The organism is Oscillospiraceae bacterium MB08-C2-2 (assembly GCA_035621215.1).
Classification (GTDB): Bacteria; Bacillota; Clostridia; order Oscillospirales; family Ruminococcaceae; genus WRAV01.
On the sequence record CP141729.1, the window covers coordinates 2,680,036 to 2,705,626 of the forward strand.

Sequence of the window (25,591 nt, forward strand, 5' to 3'; positions counted from 1 at the left end):
TTAACATAAAGAGGTGAAGGAAAGGCTTATGAAACTGACAGGTGCTCAAATTCTCATAGAAGCTCTCCTTGCGCAGGGAACCGACGTGGTTTTCGGGTATCCCGGCGGTGCAGTGCTGAACATATACGATGCGCTCTATGAAAGGCGGGAAGCAATCCGGCATATTCTGACCTCCCATGAGCAGGGGGCTTCTCACGCCGCCGATGGCTACGCACGCTCCACCGGAAAGGTGGGTGTGGTCATTGCTACCTCCGGGCCGGGAGCCACCAATCTGGTTACCGGCATTGCCACTGCTTATCACGACTCGGTGCCGCTGGTAGCCATTACCGGCAATGTGCCGCAGGCTCTGCTGGGCCGGGATAGCTTTCAGGAAGTGGATATTGTTTCCATCACCAAAACGGTGGTGAAGAAAAACTTTTTTGTCACCAGCCCTGCCGATTTGCCGGGCATTGTGCGGGAAGCCTTTGAGATAGCTGCTTCCGGGCGCAAGGGGCCGGTGCTCATTGATATCCCCAAGGATGTCACCGCCATGAAAACCGAATACATTCCCCAGCCCCATTATCAGTACCAAACCGGGCCTGAGATAGACCCGGCCAGCCTTGCAGAAGCGGCGCAGGCCATTGCCGCCAGCGAAAGGCCTCTCATTTACTGCGGCGGAGGGGTCACCTTCTCCGATAGCTCTGAAGCACTGCTGGCCTTTGCTAAGAAAATTCAAGCACCGGTCTGCACTAGTATGATGGGGCTTTCCTCCATCCCAACCGATAGTGAACTGAATCTTGGCCTGGTGGGAATGCACGGCACCGCCACTGCCAATATGGCTGTTTCCAAGTGCGACTTGCTCTTGGCCATTGGGGCACGCTTCTCCGACCGGGTAGCCGGGGATCGGAAAAATTTTGCCCGCAATGCCCGCATTATTCATCTGGATATTGACAAAAAGGAGATCAACAAAAATGTGGAGGCTCAGCTTTGGGTGCTGGGGCATGTGGGAGAGACCCTTGCCCGGCTGACTGATCTGGTGCCGGAAGTCACCCACCCGGAGTGGATGCACACTATTTTTCGCCACAAAGCCTACAACGGCCTGCCCTTTGCCAAAAGTGAGGGGAAGAATGTTAATCCCCGTGAGGTTATCACCGCCCTGCGTCCCTTTCTGGGTGAGGAGGGCATTCTGGTTACCGATGTGGGACAGCACCAGATGCTGGCGGCTCAGTATTATCCCTTTGTAAAGCCCCGCACCTTCCTCAGCTCCAGCGGGCTGGGAACCATGGGTTATGGGATGGGAGCCGCCAACGGTGCGGCGGTAGGCAACCCCAACCGGCGTGTGGCGCTGGTCACCGGGGATGGCAGCTTTCATATGAATATGGCGGAGCTTGCTGTGGCGGTGAGCCATCAGCTTCCTCTTGTGGTTGTGATAATGAACAACGGCGTTCTGGGAATGGTGCACCAGTGGCAGAATCTCTTTTACGGTGGCCGCTACTCCCAGACTGAAATCGGGCGCAAAACCGACTTTGTGGCCTTTGCCGAGTCTTTTGGTGCTAAAGGGCTGCGCATCGAGGATGCGAGCCAGATTCGCCCGGTGCTGGAAGAAGCCTTTGCATGGGGGCAGGGCCCTTGTGTGGTGGATTGCCGCATCCCCAGTGCGGAGCGGGTGTTCCCCATCATTCCCGCAGGCGGCACCGAGGACGACATGATTTATGCAGAGGATTGATTTAGAATCTGTGTTCAATAAATATTTCCATGAGTATAGTCAAAGCTGACCTGCTCACTTAAAAGACAAGTGGTCTCAGAGAAACTGCGGCCACGGCCGACGGGAGAGGTTATCCCACGGCGGTAAGGCTTAGCCTGCCGTCAGTGACGCTGTTTTTCTTTGCATCCTTTCTTTTCTGCACAAAAAGAAAGGATGTGCCTGTGCGGCATTAGCACGACCAAAGCTAAAACTTTTCAGCTTTGCCAAATCTCGGCAGTGGGGTATCAAGGGGCAGTGCCCCTTGGCGATTCTTTGCATCCTTTCTTATCGTGAAGAAAGGATGTGCCCGGCACGGCATGAGTGCCAGATTTTAAAGCTCCACTTGGTAAAAATTACGGAAAACGCAGTTGTGCTATCATTTAGCCTACAGGCAAGAACTGTGAGCTAAGCCATAAAAATCCCCCGCAGACTTCACAGTCTGCGGGGGATTGCTGTTTGTCAGAAAAGCGAAGCTGCCTTTAATCTTGGTTATCCCGATAGAAATTGATCAGACAGCCGCTGAGAATAATCTGGCGCTCATCATCGGTGAGGGAAGCAAGGGAAAGGCTGATTTCCTGTTTGCTGGAGGGGGAGAGCACATAAGCAGGCATAGAAGGAGCCTTATCGGCTACTGCCTGACGGATGCCGGGCAGATAGAGATAGCTGCCCACCTCAAACACCGGCTCCTCCTTCAGCAGGAAGGGGAGCATGCCCCAGTTGATCAGGTTGGAGCGGTAGCGCTTGGTGGCGTATTCATGGGCAATATTGGCAAAGGTTCCCAGCACCTTCTGGCAGGAGGCTGCTTGCTCACGGGCGGAGCCATCGCCGGGCTTATTGGCAAAAACAACACTGCCAATGCCGGTATCGGTCCAATCCACAGCACCGATCTGCTCCACAGCCGTGGCCAGTTCAGCATCCAAAGCCGTGGGATTCTCACCGGCCAGCCGGGCTTTCTGCAATTCCTGTGTGACCTTGGCACGGCCCACATACTCAGGGTCTTTACGGGAAAGGGTGAATTCCGCCAGCTTAAAGGGGTTGGAGCGGTAGCTGGAGGTTTCACCGGAAGGAATCAGCTCATCGGTGGTGGTAACCGGGTCGGTAATCAGCGAGGCTACCCGGAGGATGAGGTTTTCTGCAAGAGGCTCCATAGCGGGCCAATCGGCAATGTTGGGGCCGAATTTCAGGTCTTTTTCAGGCTGGGGCTTATTCCAGCCGTTGTAGCAGCGGTTCTCATATACAGAAGCATCAAAATGGTAATCCGGGCGGGTGTATTCCACCTCAAGAGCAGTGGCGGGGGTGAGGCGGCCGCCGTTGAGGGCAGTGGCGGCGATGCTGCGGGCATCCATAAGAGCCACCGAAGCGATCTGGCCGTTTCCGGGCTTGGAGCCTTCACGGCTGGGGAAGTTGCGGGTGGTGTGACGAATGCTCAGCCCGCCGTTGGCAGGCACATCCCCGGCTCCAAAGCAGGGGCCGCAGAAAGCGGAGCGCACCGAAGCGCCCATGGTCATCAGGTTGGCAATAGCGCCGTTTTTCACCAGCTCAAGGAATACCGGCTGGCTGGAAGGGTATACACTGAGCCAGAAGGAGCCTGTGCCAAGGCTTGCGCCTTTGAGAATATCGGCTGCATCGCATACATTTTCAAAGGTACCACCGGAGCAGCCTGCAATAACGGCCTGATCCACATAGAGGCCACCATCCCGAACCTTATCCTGCAAGGAGAAGGGGGAAGCGGTTTTTCCCAGCTGCTCCTGACCCTCGACCTCCACCTTATGAAGGATATCCTTCATATTGGCGTTGAGCTCCTCAATGGTATAAACATTGCTGGGGTGAAAGGGCATGGCAATCATGGGGCGCACAGCGGAAAGATCCACGGTGACAGCACCATCGTAATAGGCAACGCCCTTAGGAGAAATTTCCTTATAAGCATCGGGGCGGCCATGAATGGCAAAATAATCCTGAATCACCGAATCGGTGGCCCAAATGGAGGAAAGGCAGGTGGTCTCGGTGGTCATGACATCAATACCGATACGGAAATCGGCGCTGAGCCCGGCGATTCCGGGGCCGACAAATTCCATCACCTTGTTTTTCACATAGCCGTTTTTAAAGACAGCGCCGATGATAGCCAGTGCCACGTCCTGCGGGCCAACACCGGGGGCCGGGCTGCCGGTCAGGTAAATGGCAACCACCTCGGGGCGGTCAATGTCGTAGGTTTTGCCCAGCAGCTGCTTGACCAGCTCGGGGCCGCCCTCACCAATGGCCATAGTACCCAGTGCGCCATAGCGGGTGTGGCTGTCCGAGCCCAAAATCATGCGGCCGCCGCCGGACATCATTTCACGCATATATTGGTGAATAACCGCCTGATGGGCGGGAACGAAAATACCGCCGTATTTTTCCGCAGCCGAAAGGCCGAAAACGTGATCGTCTTCATTGATGGTTCCCCCCACTGCGCAAAGGGAATTGTGGCAGTTGGTCAGCACATAGGGGATCGGGAAGCGGGTCAGGCCGCTGGCGCGGGCTGTCTGCACGATACCCACATAGGTGATATCATGGGAGGCCATGGAATCAAATTTGATTTTCAGCACATTCATATTGCCGGAGGTGTTGTGTGCCTCCAGAATGCCATAGGCCATGGTGTTTTCGGCTGCCTGCTCCTTGGAAAGCTTGCTTTCAGCCAAAACGTCCTCTAGATGCTCCCGGTCGGTTTCAGCTATCAGCTGTCCATCGGGCAGCAGGTAAGCTCCCCCACTGGAAAGTTTAATCATACGCTTACATCCCCTTATACAAATGGTAATATTTTAAAACTATAAAATGTTCTGTAATAAAACCTTCTCTTTACTGCTGGATTTTCGGCCAAGCAGACGGCAAGAAATATTTATATACAGTGTATCACAATACCGGAGAATTTGTAAAGAGAACTGTATAACCAAGGCCCTTGAGGCCAACATTGTTAGAGTGGAATTTTTTAGAATCACCCGCCGGCAGGCGACAGAGAAAGGAGAGGTGCCAAGCAGTGGAAGCCTATAAAAAATTTAAATATCGCTGCTTTTTCTTATCCTTCTCAGGTGCCTTTCTGGCGTTGACGGTGCTGATTTTGTGGATGGTGACAACACTTCGGCCCACCATAAAAAAAACGGTCGCTGCCACCCCGCAGGATGCGGTTTATACCCCGGTGCAAAAGGATGCTCTGACCTTGCTGGTCATGGGGCTGGAAGCGGCCGATTCTGTCCCCGGCAGTTATGTTCTGCTGCGGCTGGACCCGGTGGCCGGTTCTATACCGGTGGTGGTGCTTCCTCCCAAAACATTGGTTAGCAACGGCGGCAAGGAAGAAACCCTAGCCGAGGTTTACACCTATGGGGGAGCGGATTATACCCGCATTGCGCTGGCCGAGACACTGGGCATCACCATTGACCGGTATGCCCGCATCAATCAGGCTAATTTCATTAAGGCGGCCAAGACGGTGGGCAACGTGGAGTTTAGTCTGCCTGCGGAAACAACCATCACGGGAAGCGGCGGCATGGAGATTATCCTGCAAAAAGGCCTTCAACTCTTGGATGGAGCCAAGGTAGTGGGGCTGATTACCCATAAAGATTACATTGAAAACCAGCCTGCACGGTGCAAAATTACCGGCGATCTGGCTGTGGCAATCATCAACCAAAGGCTGGATGTGGCGCTGAGCACAGTGGTTGACCCGGTTTTCGAGGCCATAATCAACTTGATCGATTCGGATATTACCTACCCGGATTACGAACAGCGAAAGGCTGCTGCTGCCTATATGGCCAAGCTGGAAACACCGCCTGCCTACTATCTGCCGTTGGGTGCTTCGCAAAAGGGAGAGGATTACCAGTTAACCGATACCTTCGTTGCCCGTATCGGCCAGGTGTTTTCCTGATATTTCCAAATACCGATTGTATTATATCTATGTTATTTTACAAAATGTGACAAGCTATCCAAGAAAAAAGGAAGCACTGTGACCCAGCAGTACCAAACCTAAGGCACCAACTAATCCCGGCACCAACACAGCCGACCATTTGGAAATATTGCTTTTAATCAGCAGATAAAAGGAATCAAAGTGCTGCCTTGATTTGATATAAACAAAATACATGATCATCAGGGGCAGGGAATAAATAATGTTGTATACAATAAGTATAAAAACTGTTTGAGCAACTGAAAGCGTATAATTACACAAAATCGCAATAAAGGCAAAATAGGGAAGCGCAGTGGTCAGCTCCGAAAGGGTTGCCAGCACACCGAGTCCTGTTAATGCAGCGGGGGAAACCGATTTGGCTCGAAAGGCCGACTGGGAGTTTTCTTCTTCCTCCTCTGAAGCCTCAGCGGCAGGAGTGGCTCTCAGCTTGCGTATAATTATCAGGAAAGCAATCATACAGCCTACTCCCGAAAGGGCCTCAATACCAAAAAGCAGTGTGGCATATCGTTCCAGAAAGTCCCGCATAAAGCGGCCCAACAGGGCGGCCAAGCCAAAATAGGCCAGCAATCCCCAAGTGAAATTTGTAATTGCGATCGAAATGATAAAATACCAGATGTGGTAAGCCTTTTTAACAAGCCCCTGCAAAACAAATTGCTGTGTGATGGCAATGGGGTTTAGGCTATCCACCGCGCTGGTGACAACCGTTGTGGCAAGCAATGGGAACATAACGTGTTTTCTCCTTTGTCTGTAAATTAAAAGGCTTGGCTGTTGAAGGCAAATAACAGCCCTGACAGCAAAGTAAAAAGCCCAGGAGTTTTGTGAAAACTCCTGGGCTTTTATCCCACCGTGTAACACCGCCTGAGGGGCGGGCCGTTTTCTCTCGGACCTGCCCAGCCCATGGCTGCGGAACCCTAGAAAACCAAGCAAATATTTAGATTAGAGGTTGTGGATGCTATAAAAATATTTTCTTACAACTTAATGCAGTTAACAGAATTCACTTCCGCACTCATGCCGTGCGGCGGGCACATACTTTCTTCACGATAAGAAAGTATGCAAAGAATCGTCAAGGGGGCGCTCCCCCTTGATACCCCCCAGAGCCGGAAGTAAGCAAGGTTCATTATCGTGGGTTTCGGTCGTGCTTATGCAGCACAAGCAGTAACTTTCTTTTTAGCAGAAAAAGAAAGTTACCAAAGAAAAAAGCAATCCTTGGCAACAGGCAAAACCCTCGCAGTTGTTTTATCACGTGCTCATAAGGATAGCACACCTTTGGTGGGGTGTCAACTGGGAGGCCGGTGATCGGCGGCTTGGCAAGGCCAAGCACGGCCGGGCCGCAGCTGTGCTTTACCACTCGCCTTCACCCTGTGTGCGAGTTTCCCAAAATTGGGCAAAGCTGTTTTCCAGCCGGCGGATGCGCCCCTCCTCAAAAAGCAGCACCTTATCGCAAAGCTTTTGGAGAAAATAAAGGTCATGGGATACCACCAGCAGGGTACCTGCATACTGGCTCAACGTATTTTCCAGCATTTTCCGGGAGTGCAGATCCAAGTGATTGGTGGGCTCATCCAGAATCAGAAAATCCCAGTTTTTCAGAATGGCTTCCGCCATTTTTAGCTTGGTCTGCTCGCCGTAGCTAAGGGTTTTGATCGGGCGGCTCAGCTGATTTTTTTCCAGCCCCATATTGTGCAGAACGGTGCGATGGTAGCCGGAAACATTCCTCAATATATGGCCCAGATATTCCAGAATGCTTTGATCGCCCGGCAAGGTATCAAAGGTCTGCTCCAAAACAAAAGGCTTGGCGCTGGGGCTGACCCATATTTCCCCGTGGGTTGCCGCCTCTTGACCGGTGAGCATCCGAATCAGGGTGGATTTTCCACAGCCGTTCTCACCAAACAGGGCGATTTTTTCTCCCCGCAGAACACAAAAATCACTGTCGGCGAAAAGCACCCGTTCCCCAAACCGCTTGCTGACCCCGGTGGCCTGTATCATACGCTTGCCCCGGTTGCTGTTACCGGCAATTTGAAAGTATACGTTCTTTTCCTCCACCGGACGTTCGGGTCCTTGGTTTTTGAGCTTTTCCAGCCGTTTAATTTGGCTTTTCACCTGCTTATCCATTCTTTTGGCCTTAGCCCGATGATATTCCTTAAAGCCCATTGTTACCTCGCCGGAGCCTCGCTTGGTGGATTCCCGGTGGGCTTTTTCCGACCAACCACTCACTTGGCGAATGGTTTGCTCAATTTTTTTCTGCCGCTTCTGCTCCGCATCGTAGCGGTGAAGCTGCTGGGAGAAATTGCGCTGCTTCTCTTCCCGATAATCGGTGTAATTCCCTGCATACTCGGTGCAGAGACCCTCCTGTATTTCTAAGATACGGGTGACAGTTCGATCCAGAAACCAGCGGTCGTGGGATACAACAATCACCGTTCCCCGATAAGTGTTCAGAAGCGCAGCCAAAGCGTTTAGGCCCTCAAAATCCAAATTGTTGGTGGGTTCATCCAGCAAAAGAAGATCAGGCTGGCTGCCCAGTATCTGAGAAAGTGCCAGCCGGGTCTTCTCCCCACCAGAAGGGCAGGGGGAGTCCGGTTTGCCGCCAAGCTGAAACAGAGGACGATCCACAGTTGAGAGATTGGGGACAGGATCGCCTCCATCCACCGTGCTGTTCTGCTGCAAAAGTGACTGCCGCAGCTCGCCTGCCCGAAAAATCTCCCCCCAATCCTTTTCTTCCTTTCCGGCCAGCAGCCGCAAAAGAGTTGTTTTGCCGCTGCCGTTGGCCCCTACAATGCCGATGCGGTCACCTTGCGCCACCGAAAAGGTAATTTCCTTTAAAATAGTCTGTTCTCCAAAGGCTTTTCCAACCTTTTTAAAATGAATTTGTAACATATAAAATCCTCCTGCGTGATGGTGCAGGCGGATTGGATTTTCCCGCCTGCCCGAAATAGGCTCGCAGGAATTAAAAAATCCCCGCCAAAAGGCAGGGATACAGAAAACACCGATTCAAAATACCGCACAGGGAGAGCCTCTCAAAAAAGAAGCCTGCCTTTGCGCCTGAAAGGTTTTATCATATCCAAATCCACTGCCCTTTGGCAGCACATGCCGATCAAACCCCTGCAAAGCGGGGGTGAAGCATACACTGCGAGAATAAGGTTAGCGGATATTACGCATATGATAAAAGCCTCCCTCTATTGTTTTTATAAAACATTTTTAGTCTAGCAGATTTCTGCTTCTCTGGCAACCCCTAAAATACGGAATATATAGGGGAGAGAGGCCTAATTGTGAACAAACAAAAAATAAACACAAACAAGTATTGTGTATTAAACAGTAGTGTGATATTATAAATACACACAAGGGCAAGGTACTGGATGTTTCCCATCCTACTGGAAAGGAGGAGCCTATGACCACACAATTTCGCAAGGGTGTTATTGAAATGTGTATATTGGCACTGATTGAACGCAAAGATACCTATGGTTATGAGATTGTCGGCGAGATTGCCAAGCGGGCCGCAATCAATGAGGGAACGGTGTATCCCATTCTGCGCCGGTTGACAGGGGAGAATTATTTTCAAACCTATTTGGTGGAAAGCACAGGGGGGCCAGCTCGGAAATACTATTCCATAACCCCTCTGGGCAGGCAGTATCTGGAGCAGCAAAAGCGGGAATGGACTGCTTTTTCACAAATGGTGGATGAAATATTGAGAGGTGACAACGCATGAATAAGCTGGAGTATTTAAACGCACTGGAGCGGGAGCTGCAAGGCAAGCTTCCAGTGAATGAGATTGATGACATTCTGCGGGATTATGCCGAATATTTTAACGATGGCACCAGCCAGGGCATCCCGGAGGAGCAAACAGCCTACCGGTTGGGTACCCCAGCGGAGGTGGCCCGGCAGATTGTGGCGGAAAACTGCCCGCCGGATAGAGGCTTTACCGCATACTATAGCCGGATGCGAACAAAAATGCAGAAGGAAAAAAACAGCACGGCCAAGTGGATTTGGGTTATTGTTCTCATTGTTACCTTTCCGGTTTGGTTTGGTGCCTTGGCGGCAGTGGTGGGAACCCTTTTTGCAGCCCTTTTTGCAGCGGCGGCTCTCGTGGTAGCTCTGTTGGCCGGCGGTGCTGTGATGATCGGCCTAATTTTTGTTTGGATGGGTGAAATCAGCGCGCTGGCCTCGGTGTATATGGCCATAGGCGGCATCGGGCTGCTGGCGTTGGGTGTTTGCGTTGTCTGCCTGCTGGTTATGACGGTGCGGGGTATATCCCGGGCGATTCGGTATCAGGTTCAAAAAAGAAGACCCGGCACAGGGGAGGTGGATATCCATGCTTAAAAAAGTAACCATTATCAGCGCCATTACGGCGGCGGTTAGCCTGCTGATCTGCCTTGTGCTTGCGCCTTTTGTTGCTAAGCAGGTCAGCGATGGATTTTTCACCATGACCAACGAGTATGTCCAGTTCAGCACTAAGCTGGAACAGAAGCTGGAAAATACCCAGACACTAAATATCTCGGGCGGGGATTATTTTTATGAGCTTTACCGTTCTCCCGATGATACTCTGCGGGTGGAAAGCAACCGCCTTTCCACCGGGGAGACCTATGCCGAGGTATCCACAAATGATTCCACCACTTTTCTGAACCTTTACCAAAAAGGAAACGACAGCCTTTCCTATACGGTAAGAAAGCGGATTATGAAGGAGATGCGCAGGGAATGGTTTGAGGATATTCCCTTCAGCACAGTGCGGGTTTACGTTCCCGCCGGAATCACCGAAATTAATTTTCAGAGCCGCACTTGGGGGGTTGAGCCTCACGGGGATATTAACTGGGCTATGATTAAGGGCAGCGCCATCGATTCCGGCAACCTCTATCTGGGCGAGAGATACAGATATTGGAGTGATGACTGGGAAGACCGTTGGGAGCAAGAATGGGAAAGCACATGGGACGAAGCTTGGGACGAAGCTTGGGATCAGGATTGGGTGGATGCGCTGGAAAAAAATGTAACCGATAAGACCCTCGACATAACCTCGGATGCTCTTTACAGTGTATTTTCCCAAATGACTGCCAACGTGGAGCAGACCGACAAGCTAATTATGCTTAACGACCGCTATTTTGAGGTTATAGAGAGCTTTGAAAGCCGCAGTGTCTCTCACGATACGGCGCGGGGGCAGATGGAAACCATTGCAAAAGAAACCAATATCCTGTTTAACCAGATTGTAAAGGATAATGAAAGAAACATAGGCCGTCCCTTTAATCGTAATTCTATGGGCAATATCAAGGGCTTTGTGGCGGCAATTTATGATCATAACCTTGGCTTAGCGGGCCTTCGGCAAATCGAAGAGGATATGAGCAAAGGATCCATAGATCAGGGGGAATACAACCGTCTGGAAAAAAAGTATAAAGATGAGCTGCTCTCCAAACAGCAGTATGAGCTTGTCTACAGCGCATGGGAAAAAGGTGTTGTTCAGGCGTTGGAGGATTCCTTTGGAATCAGCCTGCCTATGCTGTATATAGTTAAGTTGTCTTAATTTGTGAGGTGAAAAAAGAGCTCTCCGCAATGAATGCGGAGAGCTCTTGCGGTTTTATCCCACCGTCAGCTGTGCCTGCGCCTGCTGCAAGAACCACTGATCAACGGCCTGTTTGCTGAAATAAACCCGGCCATCCAGCTTTACATAGGGGAACCCCGGCCAGTGCCCACTTAAAATATTGCTTTCCAACTCTTGGAGCAGCTTGGCTTCTGCTTGCTCATAGCTCTGCCCATTTTCTCTGTCCAGCAAATCAGAGGATGGGAATATCCCTAGATAGTCCTTAAGGGTTTCCAACTCCATCAGCTCGGGGTAGCTGTAGCTGCCTGTGGCCAGGCTGCCGCTGAAACTTCCGGTCATAGGGCGGTCAGCTAAGACATTTGCAAAAATCAGGGAGGCAATGACAATACCCACCGCAACAATCCCACCGGTCAGCAAAAGGGGCAGGCTTTTTTTCCAATCTATGGATTGCGTTTCTTTCTGCATTGCAAACAAATCCTTTCTGGTGAGGTCTATACAGAAAAAGCAGTGAAAAAGGGGAAGACCCATTCACTGCTTTTTGTACTATCAGGGTTTGCTCTTTAAGCCCCGCAGCATTTTTTATATTTTTTACCGCTTCCGCAGGGGCAGGGATCGTTGCGGCCAACCTTGCTATTGGCGTTGCGAACCGGCTGGGCTTTCACAGTGCCGTCACCACCGGCAAGGCCTGCCTGAATGGGCTTGGCTACCTGCTCACGCTTGGGGGCTTCACCGGGGCGGCGCAGCTGGAAGGCAAAGAGCAGCCGGACTGTCTCTTCACGAATGGAATCGATCATAGCGGCGAACATATCCGCTGCTTCCATGCGGTATTCCACAACCGGGTCTTTCTGGCCGTAGGAGCGCAGATAAATGCCCTGCTTCAGCTCGGTCATGGCATCGATGTGATCCATCCACATGGAGTCTACCGATTTGAGCAGAATTACCCGCTCCATTTCCCGCATCAGCTCAGAACCGAACTGAGCTTCACGCTGCTTGTATTTTTCCCGTGCCTTTTCCGTGAGTGATTCCTTGATGCTTTCCTTAGTAATGGAATCCAACTCAGTGGTGCTGTAACGGAAATCCTCATTGGTGGTGATCCATCCAAGGAAATGATCCCGCAGGCCTTCCAGATTCCAGTCATCATGGACTTCGCTGTCTGTCAGATATTGGTCAACAGCAGCCTCCATGGATTCATCGATCATCTTGGAGATGTAATCCGCCAAATCCTCGCCGTCCAGCACCTTGGCACGTTGGCCGTAGATGCTTTCACGCATACGGTTCATAACATCATCAAACTGCAAAACATTTTTGCGGATACCAAAGTTGCGGGCCTCCACTTTGCGCTGGGCGCTTTCAATGGAGCCGGTGAGCAGCTTATTTTCGATGGGCACATCGTCATCCAGTTTAAGAGAATCCATCATGGTCTGGATGCGCTCGCCGCCGAACAGCCGCATCAGGTCATCCTCCAAGGAGAGGAAGAAGCGGGTGGCACCTGGGTCACCCTGACGGCCTGCACGGCCCCGGAGCTGGTTATCGATCCGGCGGGATTCGTGGCGCTCGGTGCCGATAATGAATAGGCCCCCTGCTGCCCGAACCTGCTCGGCTGCCCCGGCAATGGCTTCCTTATGCTTCAAGAGAAGCTCTTGATACTGCTTGCGGGCTTCGATGATTTCGGTATCATCGGTATCGCCGTAGCCGGTGGCTTCGGTCAGAAGCTCCTCGGAGCAGCCTGCCTTGCGCATATCACGCTTGGCCAAAAACTCGGCGTTACCGCCCAGCACAATGTCAGTACCACGGCCAGCCATATTGGTGGCAATGGTGACAGCCCCAAAATGACCTGCCTGTGCCACGATTTCGGCTTCCTTCTCGTGGTATTTGGCGTTGAGCACCTCGTGCTTGACACCCCGGCGCTTGAGCAGCTTGGAGAGATGCTCGGATTTTTCAATGGAGATGGTACCAACCAGCACCGGCTGGCCCTTTTCGTGGGCTTCTACAATTTCATCCAGCACCGCCTCGTATTTGGCGGCCTCGGTTTTATAGACAACATCGGTGCGGTCATCACGGGCAATGGGCTTGTTGGTGGGAATTTCCACCACATCCAGCTGGTAGATTTCCCGGAACTCCTCCTCCTCAGTAAGAGCGGTACCGGTCATGCCGGAAAGCTTATGGTACATACGGAAGTAGTTTTGGAAGGTGATGGTAGCCAAGGTCTTGGATTCCCGCTCAACCTTGACCCCTTCTTTAGCCTCAATGGCCTGATGCAGCCCTTCGTTGAAACGCCGCCCCCACATAAGACGCCCGGTGAATTCATCAACAATAACAACCTGACCATCCTGTACCACATAATCCACATCCAGCTGCATGGTGCCGTGGGCCTTGATGGCCTGATTAATATGATGCTGAAGCTCCATGTTGTCGGCATCCATCAGGTTTTCAACGCCAAAATAGGCTTCTGCCTTTTTAATGCCGTCTTTGGTCATGGTAGCGGTGCGGCCCTTTTCATCTACGATGTAATCGCCTTCCACCAGATCGTCGTTGTCGGATTTATCATCGGTTTCCAGCACCTTAACCCGCTTGAGGGTGCGAACAAAGCGATCGGCCAGCTCATAAAGCTCGGTGGATTTGCTGCCTTGGCCGGAAATAATTAAAGGGGTTCTGGCCTCATCCACCAAAATGGAGTCAACCTCATCCACGATGGTGTAGTTGTGTTCCCGCTGGACTTTATCGGTTTTGTAGATCACCATGTTATCCCGCAGGTAATCAAAGCCCAGTTCGTTGTTGGTGCCATAAAGAATATCGCTGTTGTAGGCGGCTCGGCGCTGTTCGTTATCCAGCCCATGGACCACCAGACCCACGGAAAGCCCCAGATAGCGGTAAACCTTGCCCATCCACTCGGAGTCACGCTTGGCCAGATAGTCATTGACCGTGACAATATGAACACCCTTGCCGGTCAGGGCATTGAGATAAGCGGGGAGGGTGGCCACAAGGGTTTTGCCTTCACCGGTTTTCATTTCGGCGATGCGCCCCTGATGCAGCACAATGCCGCCGATGATCTGCACATAGAAATGGCGCATGCCCAGAACCCGGTCGGAAGCCTCGCGGCAGGCGGCGAAAGCATCAGGGAGCAGGTCATCTAAGGTTTCGCCTTTGGCGAGCCTTTCACGAAAAAGGGTGGTTATCCCCTGCAGCTCAGAATCGGACATGGCCCGGTAGGTCTCCTCCAACGCCATTACCTGCTTGGCAATGGGCTCAATGCGGCGGATTTCCCGGTCGGAGTAGCTCCCGAATAATTTTTGAAAAAATCCCATCTGCTTTATACCTCTATTCTTTTAAGTAGCTGACTGCCGTGAGGCGTTTTGGGAAAAACCCTCTTCTCAAACCACGAGTATTCACTGTGCCAGCCTCAATTGGTTAATTTTACCATTATCTTCCAAATTTTGCACCTTTTATTTTGTGTTCATACCCATAGAAGGATCGGTGCTTTTCAAAACCGGAAAATATTTTGGTTTGCAGGGCTTGAATTCAGCCCTGTGATAAAAGCGAGAAAAGCCCAGAAATTAAACGGCACTAGACTAACTCAATTTATCATTTTACCCTTTATAGTGCAGGCTGTCAACAAAATGGAATGACCATATTGTGAAAAAAGTGTGTACAGGCTGCCCCGAAGCCTTAGAGGGTAATTTCTTTGTGCCAATGTCTTGCGAAATTTGTCGTTTGCCATTATAATAATATTTGGATAACACCGTATACAAACAGATGTGAAAGGGGCTTTATGTATGACTTATTCTCATGAAGTAGAGCAAATGTGTACCCTCACCAAGGGTCCGCATCACGGCCCTGCGCCAATTCCCGAGGAGGGACGCTGGGTTAAAGCATATCAGATTACCGATATTTCCGGCTTGTCGCACGGCGTGGGCTGGTGTGCACCCCAGCAGGGTGCTTGTAAGCTGACACTCAACGTTAAAGAAGGCATTATTCAGGAGGCTCTGGTGGAAACACTGGGCTGCTCCGGCATGACTCACTCCGCTGCGATGGCCGGTGAGATTCTGCCCGGCAAAACCATGCTGGAAGCACTGAACACCGACTTGGTTTGCGATGCTATCAACGTTGCGATGCGTGAAATTTTCAAACAGCTGGCCTATGGCCGCAGTCAGACCGCTTTTTCTGAGGGCGGGCTTCCGATCGGAGCCGGGCTTGAGGATTTGGGCAAGGGCCTGCGTTCGCAGATCGGCACCATCTTCTCCACCAAGGCCAAGGGCGTGCGTTATCTGGAGATGGCCGAGGGTTATATCACCAAGCTGGCTGTGGATGACGGCGGCGAGGTTATCGGCTATGAGTTTGTCAAGGTGGGCAAAATGCTGGAGGATATCCGCCACGGCAAAACCCCTGACGAGGCTTATAAAAACAATTTGGGCAACTATGGTCGGTATGCGGATGCTCCCAAATACATAGACCCCCGTGAAGAATAATAGAGTGGAGGGAACAAGTATGGCTAAGTTTGAAGGACAGGCAAGAAGAATGCCCAAGATCGAGGGCTGCCTGAAAGAGTACGGATTCTCCTCCCTGGAACAGGCGAAGGAGCTTTGCCTTGAAAAGGGCATTGATGTGGAAGCCATTGTTAAGGGCGTTCAGCCCATTGCTTTTGATAACGCTGTGTGGGCCTATACACTGGGCACCGCCATTGCTCTGAAAAAGGGCAACACCAAGGCTGCCGAAGCCGCTGAGACCATCGGTGTGGGCCTGCAGGCATTCTGCATCCCCGGTTCTGTAGCCGAGCAGCGCAAGGTGGGTCTGGGCCACGGTAATCTGGGAGCCATGCTCCTGCGGGAAGAGACCAACTGCTTCTGCTTCCTGGCCGGGCATGAATCCTTTGCCGCCGCCGAAGGCGCCATCGGTATTGCAAGAACCGCCAACAAGGCTCGGAAAGCCCCCCTGCGGGTTATCCTCAACGGCCTTGGCAAGGATGCCGCTTATATCATCAGCCGCATCAACGGCTTCACCTATGTGGAGACCGAATATGATTTCGCCACCGATGAGCTGAAGGTTGTCCGTGAGGTTGCCTTCTCTAAGGGCGAAAAAGCCGCTGTTCGCGTGTTCGGCGCCAACGATGTGCTTGAGGGCGTGGCCATCATGAAGATGGAGAAGGTTGATGTTTCCATCACTGGTAACTCCACCAACCCCACCCGGTTCCAGCATCTGGTAGCCGGTACTTATAAGAAACTTTCTTGGGAAAATGGCTTCCCTTATTTCTCCGTTGCTTCCGGCGGCGGCACCGGACGCACCCTGCATCCCGACAACATGGGCGCAGGCCCTGCTTCCTACGGCCTGACCGATTCCATGGGTCGTATGCATGGTGATGCTCAGTTTGCTGGTTCTTCTTCCGTTCCTGCCCACGTGGAAATGATGGGTCTGATCGGTATGGGCAACAACCCCATGGTCGGTGCTACCGTGGCTTGTGCCGTTGCTGTTGAGGAATCTGCTCGTTAGTCGTAGTTTTTAATAGAAGAATCCCCTTCGCCTTTGGGCGGAGGGGATTTTTTATCGCCGGGCGGTTCAGTATTTTTTCTCCAGATGCCGGAAAATAAAAATGCCAATGAGAACCTGAAAAATCAGGTAGCCTGTTAAAAAAAGCGAAATGGGGATAGAATCTGTGAGGATTTCCAGCTTGCCCAATACAGAAAAAACTGTGATAGAAAAGCTGATCACAACAATACCCAGTATGTAGGCATAGCGCCCGGCCTTATTCCGCAGTTGTTTTTTGCGCTCATCCTCTAATTCGATCTGCTGTTGCTCCAGCCTTTGGGAATAACGGGCTTGATTCTTTGGCGCATTCCAATAAAGGTATCTGCCCACAGCGACAGCGCCGGGTGCCATAAAAGCCCCGGTAAAGCCGAACAATAGGCTGTCCAGCTTAGTATCCCATACCAATGCGGTGATTAGGCACAAAAGCCCCAGTATTATATAAACAAATCCTACGAAAAGATTATTTTTTTTCATGTTCCCGGTTCCTTTCATAAACAAAGATTGCCTCAATGGGCTTACCAAAGAAATCCGCTATCAGAAAAGCCAGCTCAAGGGAAGGATTGTATCGCCCATTTTCAATGGAGCTGACAGTCTGCCTTGAAACCCGGATGGCTTTTGCAAAATCCTCTTGATTCAAACCCTGTTCTTTTCGAAGCTGCTCCACATGGTTATGCAAGGTTATCCTCCTATTTGACAAGTTTGCTTTACATATCCAGTTTAGCAAACAACACCTGATATGTCAAGCTTGTTTTACATGACTCTTAAAAAATCCCCCGGCAGGCCGCTTTTAGAGCTGCTCTACCGGGGGATCGCTGTATTTTATCGGTTAATGGCATCCTTGAGCTTATCAAAAAAGCTCTTGCGCTTGGCATAGTTTTTATCGCTGGTAGAAGCCTCAAATTCCTTGAGAAGCTCTTTTTGCTTGGAGGTCAGGTTTTGGGGAACCTCCAGCACCACCCGGACATATTGATCGCCACGGCCACGCCCGTTGACATAGGGCACACCCTTATTCCGCAGGCGGAAAGTGGTGCCGGGCTGGGTTCCTTCGGGCACCGAGTAGGAAACCTTACCGTCCACAGTGGGAACCACAATTTCGTCGCCAAGAGTTGCCTGTGTGTAAGTGAGGGGAATATCGCAGTGTATGTCAAAGCCGTTGCGTTCAAAAATAGTGTCCGGACGTACGGTAACGGTGATGATGCAGTCTCCAGGAGGGCCGTTGTTCAGGCCGGAATCGCCTTCTCCACGCAGGGCAAAGGCCTGACCGTCGTCAATACCGGCGGGAACATTTACTTCCACCTTTTTGGAGGTGCGTACCCGGGCTTTGCCGCCGCAGGTGCCGCAGGGAGAAGTGATGATGCGCCCCTTACCGCCGCACCGAGGGCAGGTTTTGGCTGTCTGGATCACGCCGATGGGGGTGCGCTGAGAAACCTTTACCTGACCGGCGCCGCCGCAATCGGGGCAAACCTCGGCCGAGGTCCCCGCCGCCGCACCAGTGCCGCCGCAGTCGTGGCAACTTTCCATATGGCTGATGGAAATGGTCTTTTTACAGCCGTGGACTGCTTCCAGAAAATCCAGCGGCACGGTGATATGAACATCCCCGCCTTTGATCGGCCCGTTGGGGTTGCGGGTGCGGGTGCTTCCGCCGAAGCCGCCGAAAAAGCTCTCAAAGATATCCCCTAAATCATCAAAGCCGAAGCCACCGCCATAAGCACCGCCTCCACCGCCGAAGTTGGGGTCCACACCGGCGTGGCCATACTGGTCATACCGGCTTTTCTTTTCGGAATCGGATAAGACCTCATAGGCCTCGCCGATTTCCTTAAATTTGGCTTCCGCATCTTTGTTGTCGGGGTTCAGGTCGGGGTGGTACTCCTTGGCCAGTTTGCGGTATGCCTTTTTAATTTCACTTTCAGAGGCTCCCTTGGCCACCCCAAGAACCTCATAATAGTCTCTCTTTTCTGGCAATATGACCACCTCTGTTTGGTAAGCAGGCGGGTGCCTGCGCTTTCTTGTTGGATTTTAGCACACAAAATGTAGGTAATCGGTCAAAACACTCTTAGTCAGTATACCCGCAGACATGCCTTGGTGTCAATGGAGGCTTCGCCTCTTTCGTCGGGCATAGGCGTGTGGAAATCTTTACCTTCGTGCCCGTTGGCTTATAAGAGGCTTGCTTTGGGGTTTCGCCTCTTTCGTCGGGCATAGGCGTGTGGAAATCTTTACCTTCGTGCCCGTTGGCTTATAAGAGGCTTGCTTTGGGGTTTTGCCTCTTTCGCCGGGCATAGGCTTGCTTGCTGGAATTTGTTGAATCAGTCCTCGATGTCATGAACACGGTTTTTCTTTGCTACTTTCTTTTTTTCAAAAAGAAAGTAAGGGCATCCGCCAGCGTGAAAGCCGGCGGATGCTGATTGTATAACCTTAAGAGTAGTCCGGCAGGGGATTACTTATCGTCGTTGACTTCGGTGTATTCGGCATCCACCACACCATCATCGGGGGCGCCGGGGTTGGGAGTACCTTCGGGAGCCGCGCCGCCTGTTTGCTCATAAACCTTAGCAGAAATCTCATAGAATTTCTTCTGGAGATCCTCCTGCTTGGCTTTAATGTCATCCAGATTGCTGCCCTTAAGAGATTCCTTCAAAGCGTCTACCTTGCTCTGCACCTCGGATTTTTCAGCATCGCTGATCTTTCCGCCCAGCTCGCCCAAGGTTTTTTCGCTCTGATAAACCAGCTGATCGGCGTTGTTGCGGGTTTCAATTTCTTCCCGGCGCTTTTTATCCTCAGCGGCATACTGCTCGGCTTCCTTCATGGCCTTCTCAATATCCTCTTTGGACATGTTGGTGCTGGCAGAGATGGTGACATGCTGCTCTTTGCCGGTACCCTTATCCTTGGCGGATACATTAACAATGCCGTTGGCATCGATATCAAAGGTTACTTCGATCTGGGGAACGCCGCGGGGTGCGGGAGGAATGCTATCCAGATTAAAGCGGCCGAGGGTTTTGTTGTCGCTGGCCATGCTGCGCTCACCTTGAAGCACATGAACCTCAACGGAGGTCTGGCCGTCGGCGGCAGTGGAGAACACCTGGGATTTCCGGGTGGGGATGGTGGTGTTGCCTTCAATAATTTTGGTGAAAACGCCGCCAAGGGTTTCAAGACCCAAGGACAGAGGCGCTACATCCAGCAGAACCAAGCCTTCGACATCACCGGTGAGAACACCGCCCTGAATAGCGGCACCCAAAGCAACGCATTCATCGGGGTTGATGCCCTTAAAGGGATCCTTGCCCATGTAATTTTTAACAGCGTCCTGAACAGCGGGAATACGGGTGGAACCGCCCACCAGCAGAACCTTTTGAATGTCGCTGGGCTGGAGGCCTGCATCCTTCATGGCCTGCTTGACAGGGCCCATGGTTTTTTCCACCAGATCGGCGGTCAGCTCGTTGAACTTAGCCCGGGTCAGGGTGATATCCAAGTGCTTGGGGCCGGTTGCATCGGCGGTGATAAAGGGCAGGTTGATGTTGGCGGTGGGCATGCCGGAAAGCTCAATCTTGGCTTTTTCGGCTGCTTCCTTCAATCTCTGGAGAGCCATTTTGTCGCCCTTTAGATCAATGCCGCTTTCCTTTTTAAAGGTATCGGCCAAGTAGTTGATGACACGCTCGTCAAAATCATCGCCGCCCAAGCGGTTGTTACCGGCAGTAGCCAGAACTTCCTGAACGCCGTCGCCCATTTCAATGATGGAAACGTCGAAGGTACCGCCGCCAAGGTCATAAACCATGATTTTCTGGTCTTCTTCCTTGCCCAAGCCGTAGGAAAGGGCGGCAGCAGTAGGCTCGTTGATGATTCTCTTGACTTCAAGACCCGCAATGCGGCCGGCATCCTTGGTGGCCTGACGCTGGGAGTCGGTAAAATAAGCGGGCACGGTGATGACCGCTTCGGTGACAGGATGGCCCAGATAAGCCTCTGCATCCTCTTTCAGCTTTTTCAGCACCATAGCGGAAATTTCTTGGGGTGTATACTTTTTGCCGTCAATATCCACCTTGTAGTCGGTGCCCATGTGGCGTTTGATGGAAATCACGGTGCGGTCGGGGTTGGTGATGGCTTGACGCTTTGCCACCTGACCCACCATACGCTCGCCATCCTTGGCGAAAGCGACTACAGAAGGGGTGGTGCGGGAGCCCTCGGGATTGGCGATAACAACGGCTTCGCCGCCTTCCATAACGGCTACGCAGGAGTTGGTTGTACCTAAATCGATACCAATAATTTTACCCATAATAAAAAAGTCCTCCTTTTACAGCCGGTGGGGCGTCGCCCCGACTTTACCGGCCGGATGTTGTGTTTGATCAAATAATTTATATGAACAGGAAGCTAGTTTGCGGTTTGCACCATGGCATACCGGATAACACGATCCCCTATACTATAACCCTTTTGCAGAACCTGCGAAACCACGTTTTCGCCCAAAGCCTCATCCTCGATATGCATCACGGCGTTGTGACGCTGGGGGTCAAAGGGCTCTCCCACCACGCCGATGGCCTTGACTCCGAAGGAATCCATGACCCCTTGCAGGCTCTGGTAAATCATGTCGATGCCTTTCAGGAACTCGCTGTCTTCACAGGGATGCTCCATGGCCCGCTCAAAGTTATCCAGCACAGGCAAAAACTTTTCAACAGCGGCGGCTGTGGCAGTGGGGAAAAGCTCCTCCCGTTCCCGCTGGCTGCGCTTGCGGAAGTTATCGTATTCCGCCATAGTGCGCAGATGTTGGTCGGTCAGCTCAGCCACCCGTTTTTCCAGCAGTTCCAATTCGGTGGGCTGCTGTGCCTCCTCCTGAGAAGTGGCTTCGGTTTCCTGGCAGGTTGGGATTTCCTCCTCCAGAGGTGTTTCGAGGCAGGAATCTTTATCGTCTATGTGACCCATGTCGTGATCTGTCTCCTTTCCGTGGCCCCGCTCAATCCCGAGGCTCCAATGTTTCTGAAAGCAACTCCCCCAAGGTCTTGGCAAAATATTCAAGGTGGGGGATGATGCGGGCATAATTGATGCGGATGGGGCCAACAACGGCTACAGCCCCGGCACGCTGCCCGCCCACATCGTAGTGGGTGACCAGCACAGAGGAATTGATCAGCTCATGGGGCTGGTTTTCCTTGCCTATGGTCACACTGATGCCAGTATCGCTGGTGATCAGCTCCTGCACCTTTTCCTTCTGGCCCAAAAGATCCAGAAGATCCCGGGCAACCTGCTCAAATTCCCTGTATTCCAGCAGCCGGGTGCCGCCGGAAAGGAAATAATGGCCATCGTTGATTTCTTTGCAAAGCTCATAAATGCTGACAAGGATGGGGGTGAAAATTCTTGAATATTCACCCAGTGAAACCGAGGCGGAGCTAATGTATTCCGACGAGATGCTATCCAAGCTTTTACCGGAAAGCCGGGAGTTGATAAAGTTAATAAAAAACTCGATCAGCTTAGGTGTCAGAATAAAATCCACCCGGCAGACCTTGCTGCGAATCATACCGTTGGTGGCAATCACAATAATCACCACGGTGTTGGTACCGGCGGCAATGAGATCGATGCGGCTTACCCTGACCGTTTTGGGGGTATAGGTGGAGGCGATGGTGGCGCAGTTGGTGTAACTGGCCAGAGCCTGTGCCGTATCGGCTAAAAGCCGATCAGGGTCCGGGTTGCGCACATTAAAGAGGGAATCAATTTCGTCCCGCTCCTCTTGAGATAAAGGATCGCACCGCATAATGGAATCAATGTATTCCCGGTAGCCTAAATGAGAGGGAACCCGCCCCGCCGAAGTGTGGGGCTGCTCCAAGTAACCCATTTCAAAAAGCCAAGCCATATCGCTGCGGATGGTGGCGGATGAAACCGGCATACCCAGATATTCCACCAGAAGCTTTGAGCCCACGGGCTCTCCTGTCTGAATAAAAATTTCCACAATGGCTGCTAAAATTTTCTTTTTTCGTTCGCTGAGAGTCACAGGCTCACCTCCTTTTTATGCCATGGCTAAAAGGTTTGTTTTGGATACTGGCACTCATGTATCTTGAGTGCTAAACACAATATAGCATGAAAACTTCCCTTTGTCAAGGGCGTTCACAGATTGTTTTCACATTTTCTAGCACTCTAATCAATCGAGTGCTAGATCAACGAAATTTTTTAAAAAATTTTCCAGCAAGCTGCAATAATTTTGACATTATTCGTCACCTATTAATTGAAAGCTTTAAAATAAACCTTAATAATCACGCTTTGTAAGAATTTTAGAAAAATACGCTCCTATTGTGGTGTTTTGCATAAATTTTTGATTGCCTATATTTTGGTGATAGACTTGAGCATCGCATTGTGCGAAAACGAAGCCATAAAAAAGCTTTTAAAAAAGCCGTTTTTATAGAATTATTTTGCGGAAGCCTCTTTTTGGCACCCAGTTTGCCAGCGGTCAGCAGTGTTTTTTCCCTTACAAATTGGGATTATAATTATTACAAAAGTATGTTATACTGTATTTTGTTAAATTTTATTTTGTCTGTGAACCACTGCGGCAAGCGAAACAGAAGGTTAAACTGTAATTTTTTGCCCCTGTGCCTTTGCTTGGTACGGGCGGAAGGTTAGTTATTTTGGAGGAGGTAATTATGAGTAACCCCAGCAGACGCAGAGCTTCTTCTGCAAAAAAAGCCGTTAGGCGCACAGCTGTATTTGCTACGACTGGATTTGTGGTGATACTTAGCGGCGTTTTGTGTCTCCATTCTCTGTTTTCTACCGGCGAGGCAGCGGCTGCCCCCAGCCTGATCAATGGATCGGTGACGGTTGGCAGCGTTCAAACTAAAACACATATGGTGAGCAATTTGGCACCTTCTGCCGCAGAGGCAACCCGGGAAAATAAACCCAAGGTAGAAACAGCGGTTTATAACCCATCTTCTGCCAAGCAGACCGATACAGGCTCTGCTTTGAAGATTGCTCCCGTTTCTTTTGAAGACGACGATGATGACCAGAAGGAAGCAGTAGCTGCATCCGTTCCTGTTAAAAAATTCGGTGATAAAATTTCCGAATGGAACAAGATCAACGGCGATGTAAAGGCATGGCTGCAAGTCGGCGGCACCAATATCGATTACCCTGTTATCTTTTATCCACAGGATGTAAATTATTACACCCATTTGAACTACCGTAAGCAGCAGGATAAGAATGGCGTTATCTGGGCGGATGCCAAGGCTGTTGCCGGTTCTGCGGAGAATCTCACCAAAAATACGGTTATCTATGGACATAACTGGACAAACTACTCCACGCCGAAAATTGGCGATGCCAATGATGTGATGTTTGCTCAGCTTCCGGCCTTCCATTATCTGGATTTTGCCAAGCAGAACCAGTTCATTAACTTCTCCACGGCGGAAGGCGATATGCGGTTCCAGGTTTTTGCCGCATTCTATACCGAGATTGATTTCTATTACAACAACAGCGCTCCTACCACCGATGAGCTGAAAGCCATTATTTCCAGTGCCCGCAATCGGAGCCTTCACGATTATGACATTCAGGTAAGCGGCGACGATAAGATTGTTACCCTTTCCACCTGCACCCGTGTGTTTGGCAAGACCGACCGCCAGCGCTTTGTGGTTATGGGCAAACTGGTGGATTCCACCGCTCAAAATGTTACCGTCACTGCCAACAACGATTACCAGAAGCCCAACCTGTAATCGGATAGAATTGCATTATTAAAATCCTCCGGCTTTTTGCCGGGGGATTTTTGCCTTTAAGCGGCGGTTGACAAGCCATTGCTGCCGTGTTACCATTTTTTTAAACAACCGAAAATCAAGAGCGGCAGGACTCGGCAAAGGATGGCTAAAATGGAGCAAAACGAAAAAAGGTTAAAAAGCCTGTTTCCGCAGGTCAAAACAGTGGATGTCAAGGCGGCCCGGGCGGCACAGCGGCGGCTGGATAGCCTCATTAAGCCCACAGGCAGTCTGGGGCGCCTGGAAGAAATGGCCGTGCAGGTCTGCGGGATTACCGGCGAGCTTTATCCAGAGATCCACCGGCGCAGTCTGCTGATTATGGCGGCAGATAACGGTGTGGTGGCCCAAGGCGTGGCCGGTGCACCCCAATCGGTGACTCTTTCCCAAACGAAAAATTTGGCGCTGGGTGTTGCCGGGGCAGCTGTATTGGCACGTCAGTTTAGCGCTGATTTAGTTGTGGTGGATGTGGGTGTGGATACCGATGAGGTGATGCAGGGGGTGCTTGACCGGAAAATACGCCGCAGCACCGGGGATATTTCCCAAGAAGCGGCCATGACCCGGGAGCAGGCCTGTGCCGCTATATTGGTGGGCGTGGAAACAGCCCATGAGGCTTATGAGCAGGGTAGCCGCCTGCTGGGTGCAGGAGAAATGGGTATCGGCAACACCACCACAGCGGCGGCGGTGCTTTGCGGCCTGACCGGCCTTGCCCCCCGGCAGACCGTGGGCTTTGGCGCCGGGCTGACGCAGGAGGGCTACCAGAACAAAATCAGCGTGGTGGAAAAAGCACTTGCCTTTCATAAAGCGCATTCCAATGACCCGCTTGAGGTTCTTTCCAAGCTGGGTGGGCTGGATATTGCCGCTATGGCAGGGATTTATCTGGGTGGAGCTATCACAGGCTGCCCGGTGGTGGTGGATGGCTTTATCTCCGCAGTAGCGGCCTTGGTAGCCTGCCGCTTGGAACCGGCCATACGCCTCTTTCTGCTGGCCTCTCACCGTTCGGCGGAGCCTGGCTTCCGCTGGGTCATTGAAGAAATGGGTTTGGAGCCTCCCTTGGATTTGGGGATGCGCCTTGGTGAGGGGAGCGGCTGCCCACTGCTTTTTGCCTTGTTGGATGGGGCTTTTGCCGCCATGCGGGAAATGGCCAGCTTTCAGGAGGCCGGTATGGATGAGGAATACCAGAAGCCATTGGCTTTTGCTGCAAAGGAGTAGCC

At 51.6% G+C, this 25,591-nt stretch carries 20 protein-coding genes and 1 riboswitch; of the genes, 9 read left to right on the top strand and 11 right to left on the bottom strand.

Annotation, left to right across the window (positions count from 1 at the left end):
• The first annotated feature begins 28 nt into the window (after positions 1-28).
• Positions 29-1,705 (top strand): biosynthetic-type acetolactate synthase large subunit, encoded by a 1,677-nt coding sequence (gene ilvB / locus U6B65_12060; protein ID WRS27053.1) that lies wholly within the window; start codon positions 29-31, stop codon positions 1,703-1,705.
• A gap of 497 nt (positions 1,706-2,202) precedes the next feature.
• Here the strand turns inward: ilvB and U6B65_12065 are convergent, their stop codons facing one another.
• Positions 2,203-4,485 (bottom strand): hydratase, encoded by a 2,283-nt coding sequence (locus U6B65_12065; protein WRS27054.1) that lies wholly within the window; start codon positions 4,483-4,485, stop codon positions 2,203-2,205.
• Between the two features lie 248 nt (positions 4,486-4,733).
• On the opposite strand from U6B65_12065, the gene U6B65_12070 reads away from it, so the two are divergent.
• Positions 4,734-5,612 (top strand): LCP family protein, encoded by an 879-nt coding sequence (locus U6B65_12070; GenBank protein WRS27055.1) that lies wholly within the window; start codon positions 4,734-4,736, stop codon positions 5,610-5,612.
• Positions 5,613-5,666: 54 nt separating this feature from the next.
• Here the strand turns inward: U6B65_12070 and U6B65_12075 are convergent, their stop codons facing one another.
• Complete coding sequence (locus tag U6B65_12075) at positions 5,667-6,374, bottom strand: GAP family protein (protein ID WRS27056.1); 708 nt, start codon at positions 6,372-6,374, stop codon at positions 5,667-5,669.
• A gap of 97 nt (positions 6,375-6,471) precedes the next feature.
• Positions 6,472-6,574, bottom strand: a riboswitch (guanidine-I (ykkC/yxkD leader).
• Positions 6,575-6,989: 415 nt separating this feature from the next.
• The gene (locus U6B65_12080) at positions 6,990-8,519 is read right to left on the bottom strand and encodes an ABC-F family ATP-binding cassette domain-containing protein (GenBank protein WRS27057.1); all 1,530 of its coding nucleotides are present in this window, start codon (positions 8,517-8,519) and stop codon (positions 6,990-6,992) included.
• Between the two features lie 511 nt (positions 8,520-9,030).
• On the opposite strand from U6B65_12080, the gene U6B65_12085 reads away from it, so the two are divergent.
• From U6B65_12085 to U6B65_12095, 3 genes are read left to right on the top strand one after another with little or no spacing between them, the layout of a single operon-like run.
• Positions 9,031-9,348 carry a PadR family transcriptional regulator gene (locus U6B65_12085; GenBank protein WRS27058.1) on the top strand — a complete coding sequence of 106 codons (318 nt, stop codon included), beginning with the start codon at positions 9,031-9,033 and terminating at the stop codon, positions 9,346-9,348.
• On the top strand, positions 9,345-9,959 hold the full coding sequence (locus U6B65_12090; GenBank protein ID WRS27059.1) for a DUF1700 domain-containing protein: 615 nt from the start codon (positions 9,345-9,347) through the stop codon (positions 9,957-9,959). Before U6B65_12085 ends, U6B65_12090 begins: the two co-directional genes overlap by 4 nt.
• Positions 9,952-11,148 carry a hypothetical protein gene (locus U6B65_12095; protein WRS27060.1) on the top strand — a complete coding sequence of 399 codons (1,197 nt, stop codon included), beginning with the start codon at positions 9,952-9,954 and terminating at the stop codon, positions 11,146-11,148. The genes U6B65_12090 and U6B65_12095 overlap by 8 nt, the downstream gene beginning before the upstream one ends.
• A 54-nt stretch (positions 11,149-11,202) precedes the next feature.
• Here U6B65_12095 and U6B65_12100 read toward each other — a convergent pair whose 3' ends face one another.
• Positions 11,203-11,631 (bottom strand): hypothetical protein, encoded by a 429-nt coding sequence (locus U6B65_12100; GenBank protein ID WRS27061.1) that lies wholly within the window; start codon positions 11,629-11,631, stop codon positions 11,203-11,205.
• 95 nt (positions 11,632-11,726) lie between these two features.
• Positions 11,727-14,471 carry a preprotein translocase subunit SecA gene (gene secA, locus U6B65_12105; GenBank protein ID WRS27062.1) on the bottom strand — a complete coding sequence of 915 codons (2,745 nt, stop codon included), beginning with the start codon at positions 14,469-14,471 and terminating at the stop codon, positions 11,727-11,729.
• A 468-nt stretch (positions 14,472-14,939) separates the two neighbouring features.
• Here secA and U6B65_12110 point away from each other — a divergent pair, with 468 nt between their 5' ends.
• Positions 14,940-15,632: a hypothetical protein gene (locus U6B65_12110; GenBank protein WRS27063.1), complete on the top strand. Its 693-nt coding sequence runs from the start codon at positions 14,940-14,942 to the stop codon at positions 15,630-15,632.
• Positions 15,633-15,651: 19 nt separating this feature from the next.
• Positions 15,652-16,650, top strand: coding sequence for a GGGtGRT protein (locus tag U6B65_12115; GenBank protein WRS27064.1), 999 nt, complete (start codon positions 15,652-15,654; stop codon positions 16,648-16,650).
• A 66-nt stretch (positions 16,651-16,716) separates the two neighbouring features.
• On the opposite strand, the gene U6B65_12120 is transcribed toward U6B65_12115, so the two are convergent.
• The 6 genes from U6B65_12120 to hrcA form a co-directional block, all read right to left on the bottom strand.
• Positions 16,717-17,160, bottom strand: coding sequence for a hypothetical protein (locus U6B65_12120; GenBank protein ID WRS27065.1), 444 nt, complete (start codon positions 17,158-17,160; stop codon positions 16,717-16,719).
• Complete coding sequence (locus tag U6B65_12125; GenBank protein WRS27066.1) at positions 17,147-17,362, bottom strand: helix-turn-helix transcriptional regulator; 216 nt, start codon at positions 17,360-17,362, stop codon at positions 17,147-17,149. The genes U6B65_12120 and U6B65_12125 overlap by 14 nt, the downstream gene beginning before the upstream one ends.
• 143 nt (positions 17,363-17,505) lie before the next feature.
• Entirely contained in the window at positions 17,506-18,648 is a 1,143-nt protein-coding gene (gene dnaJ / locus U6B65_12130) for a molecular chaperone DnaJ (protein WRS27067.1), read from the bottom strand.
• A gap of 472 nt (positions 18,649-19,120) precedes the next feature.
• Complete coding sequence (gene dnaK, locus U6B65_12135) at positions 19,121-20,944, bottom strand: molecular chaperone DnaK (protein WRS27068.1); 1,824 nt, start codon at positions 20,942-20,944, stop codon at positions 19,121-19,123.
• Between the two features lie 95 nt (positions 20,945-21,039).
• Positions 21,040-21,585 carry a nucleotide exchange factor GrpE gene (grpE, locus tag U6B65_12140; GenBank protein WRS27069.1) on the bottom strand — a complete coding sequence of 182 codons (546 nt, stop codon included), beginning with the start codon at positions 21,583-21,585 and terminating at the stop codon, positions 21,040-21,042.
• Between the two features lie 31 nt (positions 21,586-21,616).
• Complete coding sequence (gene hrcA / locus U6B65_12145) at positions 21,617-22,645, bottom strand: heat-inducible transcriptional repressor HrcA (GenBank protein ID WRS27070.1); 1,029 nt, start codon at positions 22,643-22,645, stop codon at positions 21,617-21,619.
• A gap of 643 nt (positions 22,646-23,288) precedes the next feature.
• Here hrcA and U6B65_12150 point away from each other — a divergent pair.
• Both U6B65_12150 and cobT read left to right on the top strand, forming a co-directional pair.
• Entirely contained in the window at positions 23,289-24,344 is a 1,056-nt protein-coding gene (locus tag U6B65_12150; GenBank protein WRS27071.1) for a class B sortase, read from the top strand.
• A gap of 150 nt (positions 24,345-24,494) precedes the next feature.
• A complete protein-coding gene (cobT, locus tag U6B65_12155) occupies positions 24,495-25,589 on the top strand; it encodes a nicotinate-nucleotide--dimethylbenzimidazole phosphoribosyltransferase (protein ID WRS27072.1) in 1,095 nt (364 codons plus the stop codon).
• Positions 25,590-25,591: the final 2 nt, after the last annotated feature.